The organism is Tersicoccus phoenicis (assembly GCF_001968835.1).
In the GTDB taxonomy this organism is placed as follows: domain Bacteria; phylum Actinomycetota; class Actinomycetes; order Actinomycetales; family Micrococcaceae; genus Tersicoccus; species Tersicoccus phoenicis.
The window spans coordinates 111,735-134,036 of record NZ_MRDE01000068.1; the positions used below are offsets into that span (position 1 = coordinate 111,735).

Consider the following 22,302-nt stretch of genomic DNA (forward strand, 5'->3'; position numbering starts at 1 on the left):
CATGACCGCTGATCTCCCGGTGCCCGCGGCCGGCTCCACCGCGGGTCTTCTGGGAGCGGGACAGATCCGTCGGCTCGCCCAGCGGGCCGGGGTGCAGCCCACCAAGACGCTCGGCCAGAACTTCGTCATCGACCCCAACACGATCCGCCGGATCGTCTCCGCCGCCGAGGTCTCCGCCGCGGAGACCGTGCTGGAGGTTGGCCCCGGGCTCGGATCGCTCACCCTCGGGCTGCTCGACGCCGCGGCCGCGGTGGTCGCCGTCGAGATCGACCCCGTTCTGGCCGGGCAACTGCCTGACACCGTGCGCCGTCACCGTCCCGACCGGGTGTCTGCCCTGTCCGTGGTGACTGCCGACGCCGCCACCGTCACCGACCTGCCGGGCGACCCCACCGCGCTCGTCGCCAATCTGCCCTACAACGTCGCCGTGCCCGTGCTGCTGCACCTGCTGGCGACCGTCCCCACGATCGAGCACGGCCTCGTCATGGTCCAGGAGGAGGTCGCGGACCGGCTCGCCGCCGGCCCGGGCAGCCGCACCTACGGGGTGCCGTCGGTCAAGGCCGCCTGGTACGCGGACGTGCGCCGGGCCGGCACCGTGGGGGCGAACGTGTTCTGGCCCGCGCCGCGGATCAACTCCGGTCTGGTGTCCTTCGTCCGGCAGGGGCCGCCGGTCACCACGGCGGATCGAGGCGACGTGTTCGCCGTCGTCGACGCCGCCTTCGCCCAACGGCGCAAGACCCTGCGCGCCGCGCTCGCGGGGTGGGCCGGCTCACCCGCGGCCGCCGAGCGGGTGCTGCGCGCCGCCGGGATCGACCCCGCCGCCCGCGGCGAGACCCTCGACATCGGCGCGTTCGCCCGGCTCGCCCAGCACCGGACCGACCCCTGACCATGCCCACGACCAGCGGCTCGGTCACGGTCAGCGCACCGGGCAAGATCAACGTCTGCTTCCTCGTCGGCCCGCTGCTGCCGTCCGGCTACCACCGGGTCGCCAGCGTCTACCAGGCGGTGTCCCTGCTCGAGCACGTCACCGCCACCGCGACCGACGAGCCGGGGATCGGGCTGACCGTCGAGTTCACCCCGGGCAGCGTCCTCGCCGTCCAGGCCCGCCGGCAGTTGGACAGCGGAGTCGACCTGCTCGCCGCGATCCCGCGGGACGCCACCAACCTCGCCGCCCGCGCCGCCGCCCTCGTGCTCGCCGCCTCCGACTGGGACGGTGGCGTCCGGCTGCACCTGAGCAAGGCGGTGCCCGTGGCCGGCGGCATGGGCGGTGGCTCCGCCGACGCGGCCGCGGCGCTCGTCGCCTGCGACGCGCTGCTCGGCACCGCGCTGGGCACCCGGGCGCTCGCCCGGCTCGGTGAACAGCTCGGCGCCGACGTCCCGTTCGCGCTGCTCGGTGGCGTCGCCGTGGGCCTGGGCACCGGCACCGAACTGACCTCGGCCCTCGCCCCGGTGCCGTTCCACTGGGTGCTGCTCACCGCCGGCTTCGGCATCTCCACCCCGCGCACCTACGCCGCCCTCGACGAGCACCGGCAGGCCGTCGCCGGCGGCCCGGGACCCGAACACATCCCCGTCCCCGCCCCACCGGCCGAGGTGCTGCACGCGCTGCGCGCCGGGGACCCGCACCGCCTGGCCGCGGTGCTGCGCAACGACCTGCAGGAACCCGCCCTCACCCTCGCCCCCCGGCTGCGGCCGGTGCTCGCCGAGGGCCTGGCCGCCGGGGCGCTCGCCGGCATCGTCTCCGGGTCCGGGCCGACCCTCGCACTGCTGTGCGCCGACGAGGACGACGCCGACGCCGTCGCGACCAGCCTGGGTCACCGGGGCCTGGACGCGGTCCCGGTGACCGGTCCGGTGGCCGGCGCCCAGATCCTCTCCCGCGCCGGCACCTGAGCGCGGGCCCGGTCTCGGGAGCGACCCTCCCTCGCCTACCCTGAAAGGGATATGGCGCATCTGCTGGGGGCCGAGGCCCTTCACCTCGAGTACCCGACCCGGGTCGTCTTCGACTCCGTCACGCTCGGCGTCGAGGAGGGCGACCGGATCGGCATCGTCGGCCGCAACGGCGACGGCAAGTCGTCCCTGCTCGGCATGCTCGCCCGCCGACTGGAACCCGACGGCGGACGCGTGACGGTCCGGGGCGGCACCACGATCGGCGTGCTGGCCCAGGCCGACACGCTCGACGACGACGAGACGATCGGCCACGCCGTGGTCGGCGACACCCCCGAGCACGAATGGGCCGGCGACGCGCGCACCCGCGACGTCATCGGTGGGCTGCTGGGCGACCTGCCGTGGGACGCCCGGCTCGGCACCCTCTCCGGCGGTCAGCGCCGGCGTGTCTCCCTCGCCCGGCTGCTGCGCGGGGACCACGACATCCTCGCCCTGGACGAACCCACCAACCACCTCGACATGGAGGCCATCACCTGGCTGGCCGGGCACCTGAAGCGGCGGTGGGCGGCCAACGCCGGCGGTCTGCTCGTCGTCACCCACGACCGGTGGTTCCTCGACGAGGTGTGCACCCGCACCTGGGAGGTGCACGACCGGATCGTCGAGCCCTTCGAGGGCGGCTACGCGGCGTACATCTTGCAGCGCGTCGAACGGGACCGGCAGGCGGCGGCCACCGAGGCGCGACGGCAGAACCTGGCGCGCAAGGAGCTGGCCTGGCTGCGGCGGGGCGCCCCCGCCCGCACCGCCAAACCGAAGTTCCGGATCGACGCGGCCAACGCGCTGATCGCCGACGTCCCCGAGATCCGCAACCGGGTCGACCTGCAGTCCCTCGCCGTCTCCCGGCTCGGCAAGGACGTCGTCGACGTCCTCGACGTCTCGGTCGCGTACGACGAGCGGGAAGTGCTGCACCGGGTCGAGTGGCGGCTCGCACCGGGGGAACGGACCGGGATCCTCGGGGTCAACGGCGCCGGCAAGTCGACGCTGCTGGGCCTGATCGACGGCGCGGTGCAGCCGACCACCGGCCGGGTCAAACGCGGCAAGACGGTCAAGGTCGCCACCCTCACCCAGCGGCTCGACGAACTCGAGGAGCACCTGGCCGATCCGGTGCGGGTCGTCATCGGCCGGTTGCGTGCCACGTACACGCTCGGCTCCGGCTCGAAGGCCCAGGACCTGACCCCGGGGCAACTGCTGGAACGGCTCGGCTTCGCCTCCGCCCAGCTCTCCACCCCGGTCAAGGACCTCTCCGGCGGGCAGAAGCGGCGGCTGCAGCTGCTGCTCGTCCTGCTCGATCAACCCAACGTGCTGATCCTGGACGAACCGACCAACGACCTGGACACCGACATGCTCGCCGCGATGGAGGACCTGCTCGACTCCTGGCCCGGCACGCTGATCGTGGTCAGCCACGACCGGTACTTCCTCGAACGGGTCACCGACCAGCAGTACGCCATCCTGGACCGCCGGCTGCGGCACCTGCCCGGCGGGGTGGACGAGTACCTGCGGCTGCGGACCGCACAGGACGCCCGGCCCGACGTCGCACCGTCGACGGGCGAGTCCGGACCCCGTGCGCCGGGTCTGTCGGGTGCCGACGAACGCGCGGCCCGCAAGGAGCTCGGGGCGACGCAACGCAGGCTCGAGCGCATCGCCGAGCGCGTGACCGGGATCCACGCGCGGATGGCCGCACACGACCAGAGTGACTTCGCCGGCCTGGCCCGGCTCCAGGACGAGCTCCGAGCCGCCGAGGCGGAGACCGCCGGGTTGGAGGAACGCTGGTTGGAGCTCTCCGAACAGCTCGAGTGACACATCGACGGGATCTCCACGGGTAAAGGCCCGATATATAGTCAGTGGATGCTGACTATTGCTTCGCGGATGGACGCGATGAACCGGCTGGGGCGGGCGATGGCCGATCCCACCCGGTCGAAGGTGCTCCTCAGCCTGCTGGACGGCCCGGGGTACCCGGCGAGACTCGCGCGCGAACTGGAACTGACCCGCACGAACGTGTCGAACCATCTGGCCTGCCTGCGGTGCTGCGGCATCGTGGTCGCCGAACCCGAGGGCCGGCAGACGCGATACGAGATCGCCGACCCGCACATCGCGGCAGCCTTGACCGCCCTGGTCGAGGTCACGCTCGCGGTGGACGAGAGCACGCCCTGCACGGACCCGGCGTGCTCGGTACCGGGGTGCTGCGGCACGGAGGTCTCGCGGTGAGCGGGGACTGCTGCGGGCCGGAAGAGCCCCGCTGGACGGTACCGCCGGCCCCGAGCCGGCGCGTCGGCGCCGCCCGGCCGGCGGACGACGCCTGTTGCGGGCCGGTCGAGGCCGCGCCGGTGGTGTTCGACGACGGTGACGCGTGCTGCGGTCCCGGTGCGCCCACCGCTGCCGGTGGCGTGACGGAGGCCCGGCCGGCGTGGTGGCGTGACGTCGCGCTGCTGCCCTCCGCCGTCTCCGGGGTCTTCCTCGCCGTGGGCTACGTCCTGGACTGGACCGGGCCCGGCGTCGCCGCGGTGGCGGCACAGGGGATCGCACTGTTGGCGGGCGGGTGGACCTTCGCACCGGGGGCCGTGCGCCGCCTGCTGCGCGGCCGGCTGGGTGTCGGCCTGTTGATGACGATCGCCGCGGTCGGGGCGGTGCTGCTCGGCCGCGTCGGTGAGGCCGCGACCCTGGCTTTCCTGTTCTCCCTCGCGGAATCGCTCGAGGACCGGGCGATGGACCGGGCGAAGGAGGGCCTGCGGGCGCTCCTCTCACTGATCCCCGAGACGGCCCGCCTGTCCCGGACCGGCGGGGACGTCACCGTGCCCGTCCCCGACATCCGGGCCGGTGACGTGCTGGTGATCGGGGCCGGCGAGCGGATCGCGACCGACGGACAGGTGGTCCGGGGACGTTCGAGCATCGACACGTCCGCGGTCACGGGTGAGTCGATCCCGGTCGAGATCGAACCCGGTGCCGCGGTGCCCGCCGGGGCGGTGAACGGGCCCGGCACGTTGCGGGTGCGGGCCACGGCGGACGGCCGGGACAACTCGTTGACGCAGATCGTCGCACTGGTCGAGCAGGCCCACGCCCGCAAGGGCGAACGCGCCAGGCTCGCCGACCGGATCGCCCGACCGCTGGTACCGGCCGTGCTGATCGTCGCTACGCTCGTGGCCGTTTTCGGAGTGGTGATCGGGGACCCGGGGACGTGGGTCGAACGTGCCCTGGTCGTGCTGGTGGCGGCCTCGCCGTGTGCGCTGGCCATCGCCGTACCGGTCACCGTCATCAGCGCCATCGGGTCCGCCTCCAGATTCGGGGTGGTGATCAAGTCCGGTGCCGCGTTCGAGCAGTTCGGCACCATCCGGACCGTCGCCTTCGACAAGACGGGCACCCTCACCCGCGGTCGTCCCCAGGTCAGCGAGGTCCGTCCCGCGGCGGGCTTCACCGCCGACGACGTCCTGAGCTGGGGAGCGGCGGTGGAGGCGACGAGCAGCCACCCCCTGGCCTCGGCGGTCACCGCCGCCGCCCCCGGCGCCCCTGCAGCCGGGGACGTGCGGGAGGACGCGGGCCGTGGCGTCACCGGCCGGGTCGGCAGCCGCACCGTCCGCATCGGCAGCCCCCGCTGGATCGACCCCGCCGCCCTGCGCCCGGACGCGGAGGAGTTGACCGCGGCCGGGATGACCGTTCTGGTCGTGCAGACGGACGGGCAGCTCGCGGGGCTGATCGGGGTGCGCGACGAACTGCGTCCCGAAGCCGCGCAGACCGTACGGATGCTGCACGCTCAGGGCATCGACACGGTGATGCTCACCGGCGACAACGCCCGTACGGCCCACGCCCTGGCCACCCGGGCCGGCATCAGCGACGTCCGCGCCGAACAACTCCCCGGTGACAAGGCCGCAGCCATCGCCGAACTGGCGGGGTTCCGACCGAGCGCGATGGTCGGTGACGGCATCAACGACGCCCCGGCCCTCGCGACCGCGACCGTGGGCATCGCGATGGGCGCGACCGGGTCGGCGGCCGCGATCGAGTCCGCCGACATCGCCTTCACCGGCCATGACCTGCGCCTCATCCCCGCCGCTCTCGCTCACGCCCGCCGCGGCCGGCGGATCATGACGGTCAACATCGGCCTCGCCCTGGCGATCATCATCGGCCTGTTCCCGCTCGCCCTGTTCGGCGTGCTCGGCCTGGCCGGCGTGGTCCTGGTGCACGAGATCGCCGAGGTCGTCGTCATCGGCAACGGCATCCGTGCAGCCCGCCGACCGGCCACGCTGCGGACCGGCACCGATCGGTCTCCCGCACGGTCGTGGGAGACTGTGCCCATGACCGCTGCGTCCCGGCCGGAGAAGCTGCACCGATGACCAGGCTGTGCCGATGAGGAGGGCGCTGTGCCGATGAGGAAGCGGGGGCCCCGCATCGGACCGGACGCACCCGATCCCGGTGCTCTGCTGGACGGGGCGTCCAGCCTGGATGACGTGATCGTCGGGTGCCGCGAGCAGGGCGTCACCGTCATCGGCCTGGCGGCCGGCCCGGGGCAGGCCCTCGGCATCCACCTCGGAGCTCGTGTACGGGACGAGTACCGGCGCCGGATCCGCGAGGCCGGGCTGCGCCTGATCACGGTCACCGCGCCGACGGATCTGCTCGCCGAGCGCCCGGACGAGGGCGTGGCCGCGGACATCGCCGACTACCTCGACCTGGCCGCCGACGTCGGAGCCGAGTCGCTGACCCTCACGTTGACCCATGCCCAGACGATCCCCCGGGGAGCGGGTGAACCCGGTGATGAGCGGGCCGTCAGGCGGCTGCGCGCGCTCGCCGACCACGCCGCCGCGCTCGACGTCGCCGCCGTCCTGCAGAACGCGCCCGCGGTCCCCGGCATCGCGCAGGTGATCGACCTGATCGATCTCCTGCACCGGCGGCTCGGCCAGCCGAACGAGGAACGATCACCCGCACCGGCCGCCGCCCCGCCGGCCGGTCACGACCGGGTCGCCGGGGATCCGGCCGCCGGCGGTGCGGACGGCCGGGAGCGAACCGGTTCGCTCCGCCACCCCCGCAGCGGCCAGCCCCGCGACGGCGACCCCGGCACCGGTGACCCGGGCCGGCCGGTCGTGATCGGCGCCGCCTGGGACGTGGCGATGAGCACCGCGGCGGGCGAGAACCTCGCGACCGGGTGGGCACGCGCCCGGGGCCTGTTGCTGCGGTCCCACGGCCACGTGGTCGTGCCGGACGCGGCGACCGCCCACGCGCTGCATCGCGCGGTGCCCGCCAGCGCCCCGGTGCCCGTCCTCGTGACCGAGCACACCCGCACGGCGGCCCGAGCGGCCGATCGAACCGGCTGATCGGCACGCCGATTCAGCACGGTCGCGAGCCGCGCCCTACACTGTGGAGGGCGCCCGGAACCGCAGAACCGGGTGGATCCGCCCTGGTGTAATGGCAGCACCCCGGCCTTTGGAGCCGTGGAGTCTAGGTTCGAGTCCTAGGGGCGGAACGGCCCGAACCCCCGACGCGAGGAGAACGAATCCCGTGAGCACCGACCGGCAGCCCGAGACCGGCCGGACCCGTCCCGCCGCCGTGATCGTCCTGGCCGCCGGTGCCGGCACCCGGATGAAGTCGGCCACGCCGAAGATCCTGCACGAGATCGCCGGGCGTTCCCTCATCGACCACGCGGTGCGTGCGGCCGCGGGCCTGGTCCCCGAGCGGCTCGCCGTCGTCGTCCGGCACCAGCGCGACGCCGTCGTCGGGCACCTGGGCACCGTCGCCCCCGACGCCGTGATCGTCGACCAGGACGACGTGCCCGGCACCGGTCGGGCGGTCGAGGTCGCCGTCGAGGCGCTCGGCGAGTTCGACGGCACCGTCGTCGTCACCTACGGCGACGTGCCGCTGCTGTCCACCGACCTGCTCGGCGAGCTCGTGGCCGCCCACCGCCCCGGTGGGGTGACCCTGCTCACCACCGAGCTCGACGAGCCGGGCGCCTACGGCCGGGTGTTGCGCGCCGCGGACGGCTCCGTGGCCGGCATCGTCGAGTTCAAGGACGCGACCGAGGAGCAGCGCGCGGTCCGGGAGGTCAACTCCGGGATCTACGCGTTCGACGCCGCCCTGCTGCGCCGCGTCCTACCGCAGTTGAGTACCGAGAACGCCCAGCGCGAGAAGTACCTGACCGACGTCATCGGGCTGGCCCGCGCCGAGGGCGTCCCGGTCACCGCGCTGACGTGCCCGGACCGGTGGCAGCTCGAGGGCGTCAACGACCGGGTGCAACTGGCCGCGGTCGGCGCGGAACTGAACCGCCGCACCGTCGAGGCCTGGATGCGCGCCGGCGTCACCGTCGTCGACCCGGCCACCACGTGGATCGAGCCGACCGTGGACCTCGCCGAGGACGTCACGCTGCTGCCGGGTACGCAACTCCAGGGGAACACGACGGTCGCGCGCGACGCCGTCGTCGGCCCCGACACCACCCTGACGGACGTGCAGGTCGGCGAAGGAGCCGAGGTCGTCCGGACCCACGGCTCCGGCGCGGTCATCGGGCCGCGGGCCACCGTCGGGCCGTTCGCCTACCTGCGCCCGGGCACCGACCTCGGCGCGGACGGCAAGATCGGCGCCTTCGTCGAGACCAAGAACGCCGCCATCGGTGCCGGTTCCAAGGTCCCGCACCTGAGCTACGTGGGCGACGCGACCATCGGGACGAACTCGAACATCGGTGCCGCGAGCGTCTTCGTCAACTACGACGGCGTGCACAAACACCGCACCACCATCGGCTCGGACGTGCGGATGGGCAGCGACAACATGTACGTCGCACCGGTCACCGTCGGCGACGGCGCCTACAGCGGCGCCGGCACCGTGATCCGCAAGGACGTGCCCGCGGGCGCCCTGGCGATCAACGTCAGCCCGCAGCGCAACCTCGACGGCTGGGTGGCGGCGAACCGGGCCGGCACGGCCGCGGCAGCTGCCGCCGAGCGTGCCGGTCACAACACCGCCGGTGGGTCCGCCCCGGACGCGACGGCGACCGGCACCACCACGACCACCGACCGACCGACGGCAGAGAGCGACCCTTCATGACGGGCATCAAGGTCCAGGGCGAGAAGCGGATGGTGCTGATCGCCGGCCGCGCACACCACGAGCTGGCCGAGCAGGTCGCCGAGGAGCTGGGCATCGAACTGCTCCCGGCCTCCGCGTACGACTTCGCCAACGGCGAGATCTACGTGCGCTTCGAGGAGAGCATCCGCGGCTGCGACGTGTTCGTGCTGCAGGCGCACCCGTTCCCGTTGAACAAGTGGCTGATGGAACAGTTGATCATGATCGACTCCGCCAAGCGGGCCTCCGCGAAGCGCATCACCGTGGTCTCGCCGTTCTATCCCTACGCCCGCCAGGACAAGAAGCACCGCGGCCGGGAGCCGATCTCCGCCCGGTTGGTCTCGGACCTCTACCGGACCGCCGGTGCCGACCGGTTGATGAGCGTGGACCTGCACACCGCCCAGATCCAGGGCTTCTTCGACGGTCCGGTCGACCACTTGATGGCCATCCCGCTTTTGGCCGACTACGTCCGCTCCCGGGTCGACGTCAACGAGGTCACCGTCGTGTCCCCGGACACGGGTCGCGTTCGCGTGGCCGAGCAGTGGGCGGAGCGGCTGGGCGGTGCGCCGCTGGCGTTCGTGCACAAGAGCCGGGACATCAGCGTGCCGAACCAGGCCGTCTCCAAGCAGGTCGTCGGTCAGATCGAAGGCCGCACCTGCGTGCTGATCGACGACATGATCGACACCGGCGGCACCATCGCCGGCGCCGTCAACGTGCTCAAGCAGGGCGGCGCCCGGGACGTCATCATCGCCGCGACCCACGCCGTGTTCTCGGATCCGGCCGCTCGCCGGCTGGCGGAGAGCGGCGCCCGGGAAGTGGTCGTGACCAACACCCTCCCGATCCCGCCGGAGAAACGATTCGCCAACCTGACCGTGCTCTCGATCGCGCCGCTGCTGGCCCGGGCCATCCACGAGGTGTTCGACGACGGGTCGGTGACCAGCCTGTTCGACGGCGTCGCCCACTGACGGGCGCGACGGTCCGCGCCCCGGCACGGACCGGGTAGACTGGTGAAGTTGCCCAGGCGAGGGAGCGCACGCTCCGTGATCGACGACATGGCATTCCGTCCCACCGGATTCGCATGCGGATTCTGGTCGGTGGTGGCGACAGCTCAGGCTGTCCGGTGTCGAGGATCATCCGCCTGGCAGGCCCCGCCGCGGACTCCCCGTGGCACCGCCGTCGACCGTTCCAGGAGGAACCCATGGCAGCCAAGACCCTGACCGCCCAGCGCCGCACCGAGTTCGGCAAGGGTGCGGCGCGCCGCATCCGCGCCGCCCACCAGGTCCCCGCGGTCATCTACAGCAACGGGACCGAACCGCTGCACGTGACCCTGCCGGGCCACCAGACCATGATGCTGGTCCGCACCGTCAACGCACTGCTCGACATCGACGTCCAGGGGGAGACGCACCTGACGCTGGTCAAGGACGTGCAGCGCAACCCCGTCACCCAGCTGATCGAGCACGTCGACCTGCAGGGCGTGCGCCGGGGCGAGAAGGTCACCGTCGACGTGCTCGTGCACGTGATCGGCGAGCAGGCCGACCCCAACGCCTACGTCAACCTCGATCAGACCAGCATCTCCGTCGAGGCCGACGCGACCGCGATCCCGGAGGCCTTCGAGGCGGACATCACCGGCCGCGAGGTCGGCGATCACCTGTACGTCTCGGACCTGGTGCTGCCCGCCGGCGTCACCCTTGTCACCGACCCGGAGACGTTGCTGGTGAACATCTCGGAGCCGGCGGTCCAGGACCTCGGCGAGGAGCCGGCCACTGAGGAGACGGCCGAGGGTCAGCCCGCTGAGGGCGAGACCGCGGCCGAGGGTGCCGAGGGCACATCCGCCGAGTGACCACGTCGATCACTCCGTCCGGCACCCACCACCGATGAGTGCGGACACCTGGCTCGTGGCCGGGCTCGGGAACCCCGGGCCCGGCTACGCCCGTCATCGGCACAATGTCGGCGCGATGGTGCTGGACGAGTTGGCCGCCCGCATCGGTGCCGGGTACACTACGCACCGCGCCCGAGCCTCCGTCGCGACCGGCCGGATCCGACCCGGCGGTCCGCGCGTCGTGCTCGTCAAGCCGACCGTATTCATGAACACGTCCGGTGGCCCGGTCGCCGCGCTGCTGCAGTACTACCGGATCGAGCCGGACCGGCTGATCGTCGTGCACGACGAGTTGGACATCCCCTTCGACGACGTCCGGCTCAAACGCGGCGGTTCCGAGGGTGGCCACAACGGGTTGAAGGACATCACCCGGGTCTTGGGCACCCGCGACTACCTGCGTGTCCGGGTCGGCATCGGCCGCCCGCCCGGGCGGAAGGACCCCGCCGACCACGTGCTCAGCGACTTCACCCGGGCCGAACAGACCGACCTGCCGCTGCTGCTCGACACGGCGGCCGACGCCGTCGAGGCTCTGGTCGAGGAGGGACTGCTCGCCGCGCAACAACGTTTCCACGGCCGCTGACGGGAGCACCGCCACGCCGGCACGGTCGCGGTGACGGGTCCCCGCCCGAGGGTAGATGACGCCTTGGGTCTGTAGTGTGCTGGACAAGTCACGGCTTCGTCCTTACTGTGAGGTCCAAGACGACGGTCGGGGGACCGCGGGTTGGGGCGAAAGTGTACATGGGGGAAATTCGACTCGGTGATGGCGATCTCGTTCCTCGGGTGAGTGAGGCGAGGCTCCCACCGGGGGTCGGACAGTTCGTCGGTGCGAGGAACTCGCTGGTTGCCACCGCTAAGACGGCTCTGCAGGGCCTCAAGCCGCTGTCGGTCGTGGTCGTTGGCGAGATGGGGAGCGGCAAGACCACGTTCCTCCGCGGTCTGTCGATGGAACTCACCGATACGTTCCTGATCCAGGTCCGCGGTAGTGCTGTGACCGGTCGCAGCGAATACGGCTCGCTCGGGTTGCTCATGAGCGATCTACCCGACGAAGCCCTGGAACATCCGACTCTCGCCGTCGACGGGTTGGACCAAGTTCTTCGGCAGCGCGCCGATGGCCGCCGCGTCGTGTTCATGGTCGACAACGCGCATCTCCTCGATGCGCACAGTGCCATGGTGCTGGATCAGTTGGCTCGGCGAGGAACGCTGGCCGTGGTCGCAACTGTTCCGGACGTGGGTGCCCTGCCCGACGACCTGCAACATCTCGCCATCGGTACGTGGTCCGTGCGCATCGACCTGGCCCCATTCACTCTGGCGGAGACGACGGAAGTGCTCAGCGGGGATCTCGGAGGGGTCGTCTCCAGGGAGGCGGCGTACTGGCTCTGGGAAGCGAGCGCGGGCAATCCCTTGTATCTCCGGATGGTCAGCATGGGACACCTGTCGGACGGAAGGCTCGAGCAGCGCAACGGCGCGTGGCTGATCACGGCACCTGAGAGTGTCACGGGTAGCGCCAGCGCGTATGCTCTGGCGCGCTTGCGTGCGATGCCGGAGGGACATCGACGTTTGCTCACCGTTCTCGCGCACCTGGAAGCCGCCAGCTTGCCGCTGCTCAGCGAGCTCGTACCGGGATCGGTGATCGATGAGGCGTTCGATCAGCGCATGCTGCAGGTGGATCGGAGATCCGAACCACTCGTCCGATTGCGGCATCGCCTGCTCGGAGACGTGGTCCGGAGTGAGACCCCGGTACTGGCGGGCAGGTGTTTGCGCGAGGAGGTCCTCGTGGCGCTCGCAAAGACCGGAGGCACGGCTCCGGCGGCAACGCGCCTCGGATTGACCGAGTGGTCGCTTGCTCTGGGAGAGAACATACCGGCGGAACAGCTGTATCAATCGATCGAGACGGCGCTCCAGCGGATGGAACACGACCGGGCCCGTCGAATCGCCGACCACCTGCCCGCCGCTGGCGATCTACGTCACACGGTTGCCTGTGTGAGTGTCTTGGTCGCAGTCGGTGATTACCAGGCAGCGGCGACGATGCTTGATGCGACCGCCTTCACGCCCGAGGACGGACGCGAAGACTTCGTCAACCTCAAGCTCATCGAGCAGGAGGTACGGCGACACGGCGACCGATGTGAGGACCGGGTCGCCGAAGCCATCGCCGCGGCCGGTGCCGCTGCGGCCGGCGACCGGCGACTGAGGTCACTGGTGGAGTCAGCGGAATTCGATCGCGCTGCCCACCAAGGCCAGTATGCGCAGATTATCGACGCTGCCCACGATGATGCAGGCTTTGTCGTCGGCGCCGACGGAGACCGGTTATCCGATGCCCAAGCTGTCCGGATCAGCTGGCTGGCGGAGGCGCTCTGCCAGGTAGGAGAAACTGACCGCGCGGTGGAACTCATCGAGGGACTCTTCACTCGGCTCGACCGGCGCACCGTCAGCGCTCAGAGTTGGGGACTGATCACCACCAGAATGTATTTCGTCTATCTCTTCGCGGGAAGAGTTCATCGCTGCCGCCGTTTCCTGCAGGAGCTGGATCGTGCGGTGGAGGACGGTGAACTCAGTCCGGGCTTCCATTCCCTGTCGAGCCACGACACACGCAGTGGTGTCCTGTTCGCGCTGATGGGACGCGGTGATGACGCTCTGACGTGCCTGCGGCCGGCGGTCGCGCAGTTGCGGCTTCACGACCCTGAATCCTTGATCTCGTTGGCGTTGGCGGCTGCGGCGATGGCCACGGCCACCTGCGGCGACAAGGAGGAGGCACGTCGGTACTTGGTGGAGTGGAAAGTCTCACCCGCGCACCCGTGGTTCTTGGTGCAACGCCTGGGCCAGTTGCTGGCGCGGTGGGCTGAGTTCTTGGTGGGGGAGGACGCCACGCGCATCGCGGAGGACCTGGCCGCGACGTCGTCAGAAGACGAATCTGCGGGCCGAGTTCAGCTGGCGCTCGTCTTCGGCCTGGGTGCGGTGTTCGCGGGGTCGGTGCAGGCGAGAGCAGCCGTGGATCGATTGGGCGCGGGCCTGCACGGCCGCCTACCCCGGCTGGCGCTGCGGGTGAACGCTGCGCTTGCCACCAGCCGACCAGAGGATCTACTGGCGGCAGCGGAGCACGCCACGACGGCAGGACTGGACGCCGTCCTGATGCTGCTGACCGAGGCCATGCTTCGGGGAAAGGCCTGCGAACTGGATGCCAACCAGCGTCGGTCGGCTCGACGGGTGCTCCAGGGCAGCACCTTGCGGATGACTTCACCGGCGACAGCGCTACAGAAGATGGAGGGGCTCAGCGGCACCGAACGCCGCGTAGCTCGGGGGGTGGCCACAGGCCTGACGACCCGCGAAGTCGGCCAGCAACTCTTTCTGTCTGCACGGACGGTCGAATGGCATCTGGCCAGAATCTTCGACAAGCTGGACGTGTCCGGCCGGGAGGGTCTCGGCACTCTGGTTCGGCTGAGTAGTCGCCCATGATGCCCGGATCGACCTTGGCGACCGGTTTGCGCACCGAACTCGCCCACCGTATCGCCCAGGATTTTCGCGAGGGCTCCGTGTCCGGGCTGCTCATCATGGGCGAGGCGGGCTCGGGAAAGGCCGAAATCTCCGACATGGTCGTCGATCTGGTCGCTGACCGCATGCACGTGTGGCGGATATACGCGAGCACGGTCCTGTCGACCATCCAGTTCGGCGCTCTGACACCGTTGTCCTCAGGCGCCACCTTGACCCAGATGGCATCTCCGATCGCAGTGATGAGACTGGTCAGCTCCCGTCTGGCCGCCGAAGCGGGTGATCGTGCACCACTGCTTCTGGTCAGTGACGTTCACCTGCTCGATGACAGCAGCGCTGCCGTCATCGCCCAACTTGTCGCTGGTGGGGCAGCTCGGCTCTTGGCGTTCGGTCGTGCGGTCCCGACCTTCCCGAACGATCTACTCACCCTCTACACGGATGGTCTCATCGAGCGGATCGAGCTGCCACCCCTTTCCGAACACGAGACTCACCGACTGTGCGAGTTGTATCTGGGCGGGCCGGTGATGCAGGCGGTGGGGACGTACGTGCACCGAATCTGCGACGGCAATCCCCTCCTGTCCACGGCACTCATCGATGGCGCCCGGCGCAACGGAAGCTTGATCAGTAGACGCGGCGTCTGGATCCCGGCGGGCGAGCTCCTGCCCGCAGATCTCCGCCTGGCCGAGGTTCTTCGACGGGAGATGATCGACCGATCGCCTCGACAGCGCAACGCCCTCGAACTCGTGGCGCTGTCCGAAGAGCTGCCGTTGCGGACCCTCACACAGTTGGGTTACGCCGATGATGTGCGTGTACTGGAAGCGGAAGACATCGTGATGGTTGAGTTGGGGCCGCCCACGTTGGTGCGTACTCGCCATCCCCTGTACGGCGAGTTGCTCCGTCAGCTCGTTCCGGTGGGACGTTCCCTGGCACTCCGTCAGGAGTTGGCCACTGTCACTGACGTCATGGCCCTGTCCGGAGAGGGCGTCGTGCGTTACGTCGACTGGTCGCTCGACACCGGTGCTCCTGTGGACGCCGCCGTCCTGCTTCGTGCCGCACGGCAAGGGAATGACCTCGTGCACGTGAAGTCCGCCCGACGAGCCGCGTGTGCTGTCGCCGCGCCGCACCTCGTCGAGAGGGCGCGTATCGAATTCGCCCGGGCGGCATATCTGGGCGGAGAGTATGACCAAGCCATACAGAGCTGTCGCGAACTGCTGGCATCTTCCACCGATCGGGTGGTGGTCGGATCAGCGGCCCAACTGCTGACATGTGTTCATCTGCAAACCGGAGAACCGTCGGCGCGTCTGCGTCAGGACGCGTCCCTCTGGCAAGCGGCTATCGAACGGCTCGCTGGAACCGGAAAGCAGCCGGATGTGACGACCGTGGGGATCCGGCTGATTGAAATCGCTGCCGACCTTCGCGACTTCGCCGTCGTTGGCGTCGAATCGGACTTACGCGAGATCCTTGACAATCGTCCGGATGAGGAACACGAGGTCGTCGCACTCGTCCTGCTGGCCGAGGTACTCGGCTGGACGGGCCGACCAGAATCGGGTCTCGTGTGTTCGACTCGGGCGCTCGAACTGATTGAACACCAGCGAGGCTTGCGTCACTACCTCGACCTGGCATCGAGCCGCCATCTTCTCTGCTGCTTACTTGTCCCGAGTGCGGACCGTGCGGAACAGACCTTGGAGCTGTACCAGAAGCGCGCCCCGGCTTTGCTCCTGCAGTTCGGAGGTGCCGTGGACCTGGCGCATGGGCTCGTTGAGCTCAGACGAGGACGGCTGGAAGCCGCCCTGAAGCGGTTGGTGCCAGCTGTCGAAGCGTTGTTCGACCGCGATGTCGAGGGCCTGCTTGCTCTCGCCGTCGGCGTCACCGCCTTCGCGGCGTCTCTTGCGGGTGAGGACCGCCTCGTATCCCGCTGTCGACAAGACTTCCAGACGGTGCCCGTTCCGGGTTGGCTCGATCCCAAGTACCAGCTGGCTCAGGCTTATGTCGCGATGGCGTCGCTGGGTCGGCTGGGACCGGCGGCCACGCTCGAGAAGATGGGGGCACTCGCCCGACAGGCCGAGAGCTCCGGGATGACGTCTGTCGAGGTCGAGCTACGGCTTCTCGCTGCGGAACTCGGCGATACCCAACAACTCGACCGAGTAGACGTCCTGACTGCGCAGGCGGAAGGTCACATCGCGGAACTGCTCCGCCGATATGAGAACGCACTGGTGTCCGACGAGCGTGAGACCCAACTGCTCGCCGTGGCGGCGCGGGCCCTCGAACTCGAGTGCGTGCTCGTCGCGCGGTCCGCCGCCAGGGCCGTCAGCGGATCACTGGCCAACGGGCGTGCATCAGCGAACATGCGCGCACTCGAGACTGAGTTGGCCGGTATTGACGAACGACTCAGCCCGTCCGCTCCCGTGGCACCGACACCGCTCGACCTCTCGCAGCTCAGCCGCCGTGAGCGGCAGATCGTCGAGCTGGTCCGATCGGGTCTCGGTAACCGACAGGTCGCGACACAGATGAGCGTGTCGGTCCGTACGGTTGAAGGCCATCTGTATCGGGTCTACCGCAAGCTCGGCATCAAGAGCCGGGACCATCTCGTCACGTCGCCGTTGGAAGATCCGCAAGCAGCAGACAGCGATCTCTGACTGTCGCTGCCGACGCTCCTGCCCGTTGACCCGTCCTGAATCGAGTGGTTCACCCAGTACCTCAAGTACTGCAGGCGCGGTGATTGAGTAGAGCGCACCCCTAGGCTGGCATCACAAGATCGAGGGGGGAAATCGCCGGGGGAAGCACGGGGGGAGAATTGCTGAGTCTCAATCACCGACGGTCTTGATCTTGACTACCGACCCGGGGGAGGGTGCGGCAGTCGCGACGGGAGGGCCACGCTCCGTTCAGGCCCGAACACCCCGTCACCGTCTGAACATGCGGGACGCGTCTAGAGCACAGATTGCTCGTCGCGGAACGTGTGTCAGGCCCATGGACGGAGTCGGCGGCGGATGGCCTTCTGAGACCAAGGCCCCCCCCAGCCGCCGCCGACTCCTTCATGACATCCTCATTCACCGTTCTGGTGCCCGCTTGATCAGTGCTCGAAGGCTACAAAGGGGGACGACGTGTCCTGGAGAACGCGTAAAGCGAATGGGCTGCACCTCGTGGCGACTGGGCCCGCTTCTCGATCTACTCGGCGCGCCGGATCCCGTTTCTGGACCGCCGCGATCTTGCTCGCACTCCTTACCTGGGCGCTCCCGGGTACCGCATGGGCGGCGACCTCCTGCACTCCCCAGATGAATCCCGTGCAGTGCGAGAACACGCGACCGGGAACTGACCCGGCCATCTGGGACATCAACGGTGCTGGCGATCCGAGCATTCAGGGTTTCGCGACGGACATGAGCGTGGATGCCGGTCAACGGCTGGATTTCAAGATCAAGAGCGACGCTGCCGCCTACACGATCACCATTTTTCGCACCGGGTGGTACCAGGGCCTTGGCGCTCGACAAGTGGACAGCGTGCAACCGTCCGCTTCTCTGCCGCAAGTTCAGGATGCTTGCAAGGTCGACAGCTCGACTTCGCTCACGGACTGCGGTAACTGGAAAGTATCGGCCAGTTGGAACGTGCCGTCCACAGCGGTGTCGGGCGTTTACCTCGCCCGATTGACTCGGACGGACACCGGCGGTTCCAGCCATATCATCTTCGTCGTACGTAGCGATACCAGCCGGTCCAGTGTCGTGTATCAAACCTCCGACCCGACCTGGCAGGCATACAACTCGTACGGGGGGGCGAGCTTCTATCAGGGCGGTACCGCCGGCCGGGCTTTCAAGGTCAGCTACAATCGTCCGTTCGCTACGCGCGGAGACGCCAGCACGGCCCGCGACTTCTATTTCGGTGCCGAGTTCCCTCTGGTGCGCTTCCTGGAACGCAACGGATACGATGTCAGCTATCTGTCCGGGGTGGACACGGACCGGCGAGGAGCGCTGTTGAAGAACCACCGTGTCTTCATCTCGGCCGGACACGACGAGTACTGGTCCGGTGCGCAACGCGCCAACATCCAGTCCGCCCGAGATGCCGGTGTCAATCTGCAGTTTCTCAGCGGCAACGAAGGCTACTGGCGCACGCGCTACGAGAATTCACCCGTGGACGGCGGCGCGTACCGCACACTGGTCTCCTACAAAGAGACGTTGAGCAACGCCAAGATCGACCCGTCGAACGAATGGACGGGAACTTGGCGAGATCCCCGTTTCGCCACCCCAGCCAACGGGGGAGCATCGCCGGAAAATGCGCTCACCGGAACGGCGTACGTGGTCAACGACGGCCTCCTGCCCGTCACCGTCAACGCCGACGAAGGCCGAACCCGACTCTGGCGCAATACCTCGCTGACCTCCTTGTCACCCGGCACCAAAGCCGAACTCGCGCCCAACACCGTCGGATACGAATCCGATGAGGATCTTTTCAACGGATTCCGTCCGCCCGGCCTGATCCGCCTGTCCACCACCGTCGGAGACGTCCCCCAGTACCTGCAGGATTTCGGGAATACGGTCCGGCCGGGTCGCACCACCCATCACTTGACGATGTACCGCGCCAGCAGCCGGGCACTCGTCTTCTCCGCCGGAAGCATCCAGTGGAGTTGGGGGTTGGATGCTACCCACGACGGTCTACAGTCGCCCTCCGACCAACGCATGCAACAGGCTCAGATCAACCTCCTGGCCGACATGGGAGCCCAGCCGACCACCTTGATGAGTGGCTTGGTGGCCGCTCAGGCGTCGACTGACGATCAGGCGCCTACAGTGACCATCACGTCGCGCCCGCCCCAATCGGTGCAGAACGGTCGCTCCTACACGGTCGCCGGGAGCGCTGTCGATACCGGTGGAGGGGTGGTGGCCGGTGTCGAGTACTCCACGGACGGTGGTGTGTCCTGGTCTCCGGCGACCGGCACGACGTCGTGGACCTTCTCCTACATCCAGCACGGCCTCGGCCCTGCGTCCGTGAGAGTCCGCGCCATCGACGACAGCGCCAACACAGACCCCACAGGGACGGTGGTCTCGGTCGACGTAGCCAGCCCCGCCAGCATCTTCGGTGACACCGTGCCGCAGTCGGCGGATTCCGGCGATCCATCAGCGGTTGAACTCGGCCTGCGTTTTTCCGTGTCGCGGGACGGCTACCTTGCCGGTGCCAGGTTCTACAAGAGTGTCGCCAATACGGGCACTCATATCGGCTCGCTCTGGTCGGCGAACGGTGCACGTCTGGCGCAGGCGACCTTCACCGGGGAGACCGCCTCCGGGTGGCAGGAAGTTCGGTTCTCCACGCCGGTTCAGGTGACGGCTGGCACCACCTATACGGTCTCGTACAGCACCACGTCAGGGCGCTACGCCTATGAACCGTGGGCATTCGCTTACGGTGGACTGAGTAGAGAACCGTTCCAGGTGGCCGGTGGCGCTGGGAGCGCATCTGCTGGTGTCTACGGCGCTATCGGATCAATGCCCACCTCGTCTTATCAGAATACGAACTACAGCGTGGACGCGATCTTCGAGGGGGCGGGCGCAGTTCCGCTGGCGACCGTGGATCAGTACCCGCTCAACACGGCGGTCAGTGTGGCGGTCGACAGCGAGATCCGCGCGGTCCTGAACAAGCCGGTCGACCCCGCCACCGTGTCGATCGTGGTGCGCGACGCTGCAGGCGCTCAGGCGTCCGGTGCCACGACGTGGGATGGGAACACCCGAACCGCGACCTTCAAGCCGAGTCAGGCGCTGCAGCGGAACACCCAGTACACGGTCACGGTCGGTGCCAAGGATGCGGCCGGTCAGTCGTTGACGAGCGGAGCTTCTTGGTCGTTCCGCACAGTGAAGCCCGACACCCCACCGGGTACGTGCCCGTGCAGTCTCTACCAGGACTCCACCCGTCCTGCTCTCGAACTGGTTGACGACAGCTCGCTCCTCGCATCAGGGCAGCGCCTCACCCTTGGAACACGTTTCACGACTGTGGTGCCCGGGGCCGTCACGGGGCTACGCTTCTACAAGGCTGCGGGGATGACCGGGACACATATCGGTACGTTGTTCTCCGCGGACGGCACCGCGCTGTCCACCGTCACGGTGTCGAGTGAGACTGCCTCCGGATGGCAGCAGGCCACATTCAATGCTCCGGTTCAGTTGTCACCCGGTGTGGATTACGTCATCGCCCTTAGCGGGAATGGAACCTACTCCGCTACTCCGGGCGACCTGGACGCCGCCAAATCAGTCGGCCCTCTGCGTACTGGTGCTCGCGCCGGAGCCTTCAGCTATGGTGGTGCGTTCCCCAACAACGCCTCCAGCACCTCCTACTTGGTGGATCCTGTCTTCGCCCCGGCACCTTCTGCAGCGTCGGTCTCTGTCACCGCGACGAGCCCCGCCAATGGAGCGGCCGACACCACCCCTGGTCCTCTTTCGATCAGGTTCAGCCAGCCCGTTCTCGACGGGTACACCTTCCGGGTGACCGCTGGTGCGAACGCCATCGCCGGTACTACTCGTCGGTCCGCCGACGGTACGTCGCTGACCTTCGAACCGACCGGCGCCCTCCCTGCCGCGACTGTCATCAGCGCGTCGGTGGAGAACATCAGTGCCGCCAACGGCGCTAAACTGGCCCGCACCGCATGGACCTTCAGCACGGCTTCCGCGGCTGGAAACCCGACGACACTTCTGGGCAACTCGGTGCCTGCTGTCACTGATGCCGCGGATCCCGCACCTGTCAGTCTCGGGGTACAACTCAGCACCAGTCGTCCGATCGACATCAGAGCGTTGCGTTTCTACAAGGGCAGCAAGGACAGCGCAGGAAGCCATACGGCGACCTTGTGGGACTCGGCCGGCAACTCTCTCGCCACGGCGAAGTTCACTGACGAGACTGCCAGCGGGTGGCAGACGGCGGTGCTCGACCGGCCCGTGCGGCTTCCCGCTGGGTCGATGTTCACCGTCTCCTATCAAGCGGTCGGTGGCTACGCCTACACCGGCGGCGCGTTCTCCGCCCCGATCTCGTCGGGACCGCTCACGTCCACGACTCCCAACGGCCGGTATTCCTATGGACAGCCGGGTGGTCTGCCGCTGCAGTCGTGGAATGCCACCAACTACTTCACCGACCTGGTGTTCTCAGAGTGAGGTGACCATGCGTAAGCGAACACTGCTTGGTCTAGTCAGTTTCGTCGTCGTGCTGGGCGTGGCCGTGGCATGGATTCCTATGGCCGGATCCGGGACGGCGACCTCGGAAGCTAGGACGGGCACCGGCCTTCCCACAGCTAGCAGCGCTCCGACCACCGGCCCTCCGGGGCTGCCACCATCGCGCGAGCGTTCCGGTCCGAGCGCCAGCGGTCGTGGATCAGCAACTGCGTCGTCGAGCGCGACACCGACCAATCGTCCTTCCCTGCAGCCGTCGTCCTCGCCACCGCAGAACCGTCCAGGTACCACGCCCACGGCCGTGCCATCTGGACCGATCGCCGGGCCACGGGCGGGGAACCTGGAGGGGAAACCAGGAGCGACGCCGACGCCGTACCGGTTACCGATGCCAGCCCGCAGTTCAGCGGCGCCACTGACGACGGCGCCGACGCCGGGGACCGCCTCCGGCGGCTTGACTCGGGGATTCCCCGTCGACGCCATGCCGGTATACCCCGGATCCGCGATCCAGTCCTCTTCCTCATCGGGTGGCAAGCCGACCGTCCAATTGACATTGCTCGCCACCGCCGCGGCCGCCCCGAGGTCTATCACGACCTTCTACAAGACTGAACTGACTCGTCGAGGCTGGGTTGTATCCGTGGCAGAGTCACTCAGCGGCTCGGTGACGCTGACCGCGACGTCGGGACGCAACACCGTCACGATCACGGCCAACCGAGCGGGGACGGCACGGTCCGGATACTCGGCCCTGGGGACTTTCACGATCGCAGGTTGAGTGCCACGGTGCCGGTCCACCCTGTCGCCAGCGCCCAGTTGCCGAGCCTTCTCGTAGCGTCGACGACCTCGCTGGTACAAGCCACTTCTTTC

General features: G+C 68.9%; 13 protein-coding genes and 1 tRNA gene. All 14 read left to right on the forward strand.

Going from position 1 to position 22,302, the window contains the following annotated elements; translation table 11 throughout:
- Position 1: 1 nt before the first annotated feature.
- The 14 genes from rsmA (at position 2) to BKD30_RS10820 (ending at position 21,426) form a co-directional block, all read left to right on the forward strand.
- A complete protein-coding gene (rsmA, locus tag BKD30_RS10755; RefSeq protein WP_076704556.1) occupies positions 2-883 on the forward strand; it encodes a 16S rRNA (adenine(1518)-N(6)/adenine(1519)-N(6))-dimethyltransferase RsmA in 882 nt (293 codons plus the stop codon).
- A gap of 2 nt (positions 884-885) precedes the next feature.
- Positions 886-1,884, forward strand: coding sequence for a 4-(cytidine 5'-diphospho)-2-C-methyl-D-erythritol kinase (locus tag BKD30_RS10760; RefSeq protein WP_076704557.1), 999 nt, complete (start codon positions 886-888; stop codon positions 1,882-1,884).
- Between the two features lie 51 nt (positions 1,885-1,935).
- Positions 1,936-3,732 (forward strand): ABC-F family ATP-binding cassette domain-containing protein, encoded by a 1,797-nt coding sequence (locus BKD30_RS10765; protein ID WP_076704558.1) that lies wholly within the window; start codon positions 1,936-1,938, stop codon positions 3,730-3,732.
- A 48-nt stretch (positions 3,733-3,780) separates the two neighbouring features.
- Positions 3,781-4,140 carry a Cd(II)/Pb(II)-sensing metalloregulatory transcriptional regulator CmtR gene (gene cmtR / locus BKD30_RS10770; RefSeq protein WP_076704559.1) on the forward strand — a complete coding sequence of 120 codons (360 nt, stop codon included), beginning with the start codon at positions 3,781-3,783 and terminating at the stop codon, positions 4,138-4,140.
- A complete protein-coding gene (locus tag BKD30_RS10775) occupies positions 4,137-6,257 on the forward strand; it encodes a heavy metal translocating P-type ATPase (RefSeq protein WP_408033375.1) in 2,121 nt (706 codons plus the stop codon). Before cmtR ends, BKD30_RS10775 begins: the two co-directional genes overlap by 4 nt.
- Positions 6,258-6,290: 33 nt before the next feature.
- The gene (locus BKD30_RS10780; RefSeq protein WP_143588164.1) at positions 6,291-7,232 is read left to right on the forward strand and encodes a TIM barrel protein; all 942 of its coding nucleotides are present in this window, start codon (positions 6,291-6,293) and stop codon (positions 7,230-7,232) included.
- A gap of 77 nt (positions 7,233-7,309) precedes the next feature.
- Positions 7,310-7,381 (forward strand) — tRNA-Gln (locus tag BKD30_RS10785).
- A 35-nt stretch (positions 7,382-7,416) separates the two neighbouring features.
- A complete protein-coding gene (gene glmU, locus BKD30_RS10790; RefSeq protein ID WP_076704561.1) occupies positions 7,417-8,946 on the forward strand; it encodes a bifunctional UDP-N-acetylglucosamine diphosphorylase/glucosamine-1-phosphate N-acetyltransferase GlmU in 1,530 nt (509 codons plus the stop codon).
- Positions 8,943-9,926 carry a ribose-phosphate diphosphokinase gene (locus BKD30_RS10795; RefSeq protein ID WP_076704562.1) on the forward strand — a complete coding sequence of 328 codons (984 nt, stop codon included), beginning with the start codon at positions 8,943-8,945 and terminating at the stop codon, positions 9,924-9,926. The genes glmU and BKD30_RS10795 overlap by 4 nt, the downstream gene beginning before the upstream one ends.
- 233 nt (positions 9,927-10,159) lie before the next feature.
- The gene (locus BKD30_RS10800) at positions 10,160-10,801 is read left to right on the forward strand and encodes a 50S ribosomal protein L25/general stress protein Ctc (protein WP_076704564.1); all 642 of its coding nucleotides are present in this window, start codon (positions 10,160-10,162) and stop codon (positions 10,799-10,801) included.
- 34 nt (positions 10,802-10,835) lie between these two features.
- On the forward strand, positions 10,836-11,417 hold the full coding sequence (gene pth, locus BKD30_RS10805) for an aminoacyl-tRNA hydrolase (RefSeq protein WP_076704566.1): 582 nt from the start codon (positions 10,836-10,838) through the stop codon (positions 11,415-11,417).
- A gap of 158 nt (positions 11,418-11,575) precedes the next feature.
- Positions 11,576-14,287, forward strand: a complete 2,712-nt coding sequence (locus BKD30_RS10810; protein ID WP_143588165.1) for a LuxR C-terminal-related transcriptional regulator — start codon at positions 11,576-11,578, stop codon at positions 14,285-14,287.
- On the forward strand, positions 14,284-16,956 hold the full coding sequence (locus BKD30_RS10815; RefSeq protein WP_076704570.1) for a LuxR family transcriptional regulator: 2,673 nt from the start codon (positions 14,284-14,286) through the stop codon (positions 16,954-16,956). The genes BKD30_RS10810 and BKD30_RS10815 overlap by 4 nt, the downstream gene beginning before the upstream one ends.
- 636 nt (positions 16,957-17,592) lie before the next feature.
- Complete coding sequence (locus tag BKD30_RS10820; protein WP_083956324.1) at positions 17,593-21,426, forward strand: DUF4082 domain-containing protein; 3,834 nt, start codon at positions 17,593-17,595, stop codon at positions 21,424-21,426.
- The last annotated feature ends 876 nt before the right edge of the window (positions 21,427-22,302 follow it).

Bases quoted from the DNA above. Each gene is read 5' to 3' on its own strand.
- rsmA (WP_076704556.1), top strand. From the start codon at position 2: ATGACCGCTGATCTCCCGGTGCCCGCGGCCGGCTCCACCGCGGGTCTT.
- BKD30_RS10760 (WP_076704557.1), top strand. From the start codon at position 886: ATGCCCACGACCAGCGGCTCGGTCACGGTCAGCGCACCGGGCAAGATC.
- BKD30_RS10765 (WP_076704558.1), top strand. From the start codon at position 1,936: ATGGCGCATCTGCTGGGGGCCGAGGCCCTTCACCTCGAGTACCCGACC.
- cmtR (WP_076704559.1), top strand. From the start codon at position 3,781: ATGCTGACTATTGCTTCGCGGATGGACGCGATGAACCGGCTGGGGCGG.
- BKD30_RS10780 (WP_143588164.1), top strand. From the start codon at position 6,291: ATGAGGAAGCGGGGGCCCCGCATCGGACCGGACGCACCCGATCCCGGT.
- BKD30_RS10795 (WP_076704562.1), top strand. From the start codon at position 8,943: ATGACGGGCATCAAGGTCCAGGGCGAGAAGCGGATGGTGCTGATCGCC.
- BKD30_RS10800 (WP_076704564.1), top strand. From the start codon at position 10,160: ATGGCAGCCAAGACCCTGACCGCCCAGCGCCGCACCGAGTTCGGCAAG.
- pth (WP_076704566.1), top strand. From the start codon at position 10,836: ATGAGTGCGGACACCTGGCTCGTGGCCGGGCTCGGGAACCCCGGGCCC.
- BKD30_RS10810 (WP_143588165.1), top strand. From the start codon at position 11,576: ATGGGGGAAATTCGACTCGGTGATGGCGATCTCGTTCCTCGGGTGAGT.
- BKD30_RS10815 (WP_076704570.1), top strand. From the start codon at position 14,284: ATGATGCCCGGATCGACCTTGGCGACCGGTTTGCGCACCGAACTCGCC.
- BKD30_RS10820 (WP_083956324.1), top strand. From the start codon at position 17,593: ATGAATCCCGTGCAGTGCGAGAACACGCGACCGGGAACTGACCCGGCC.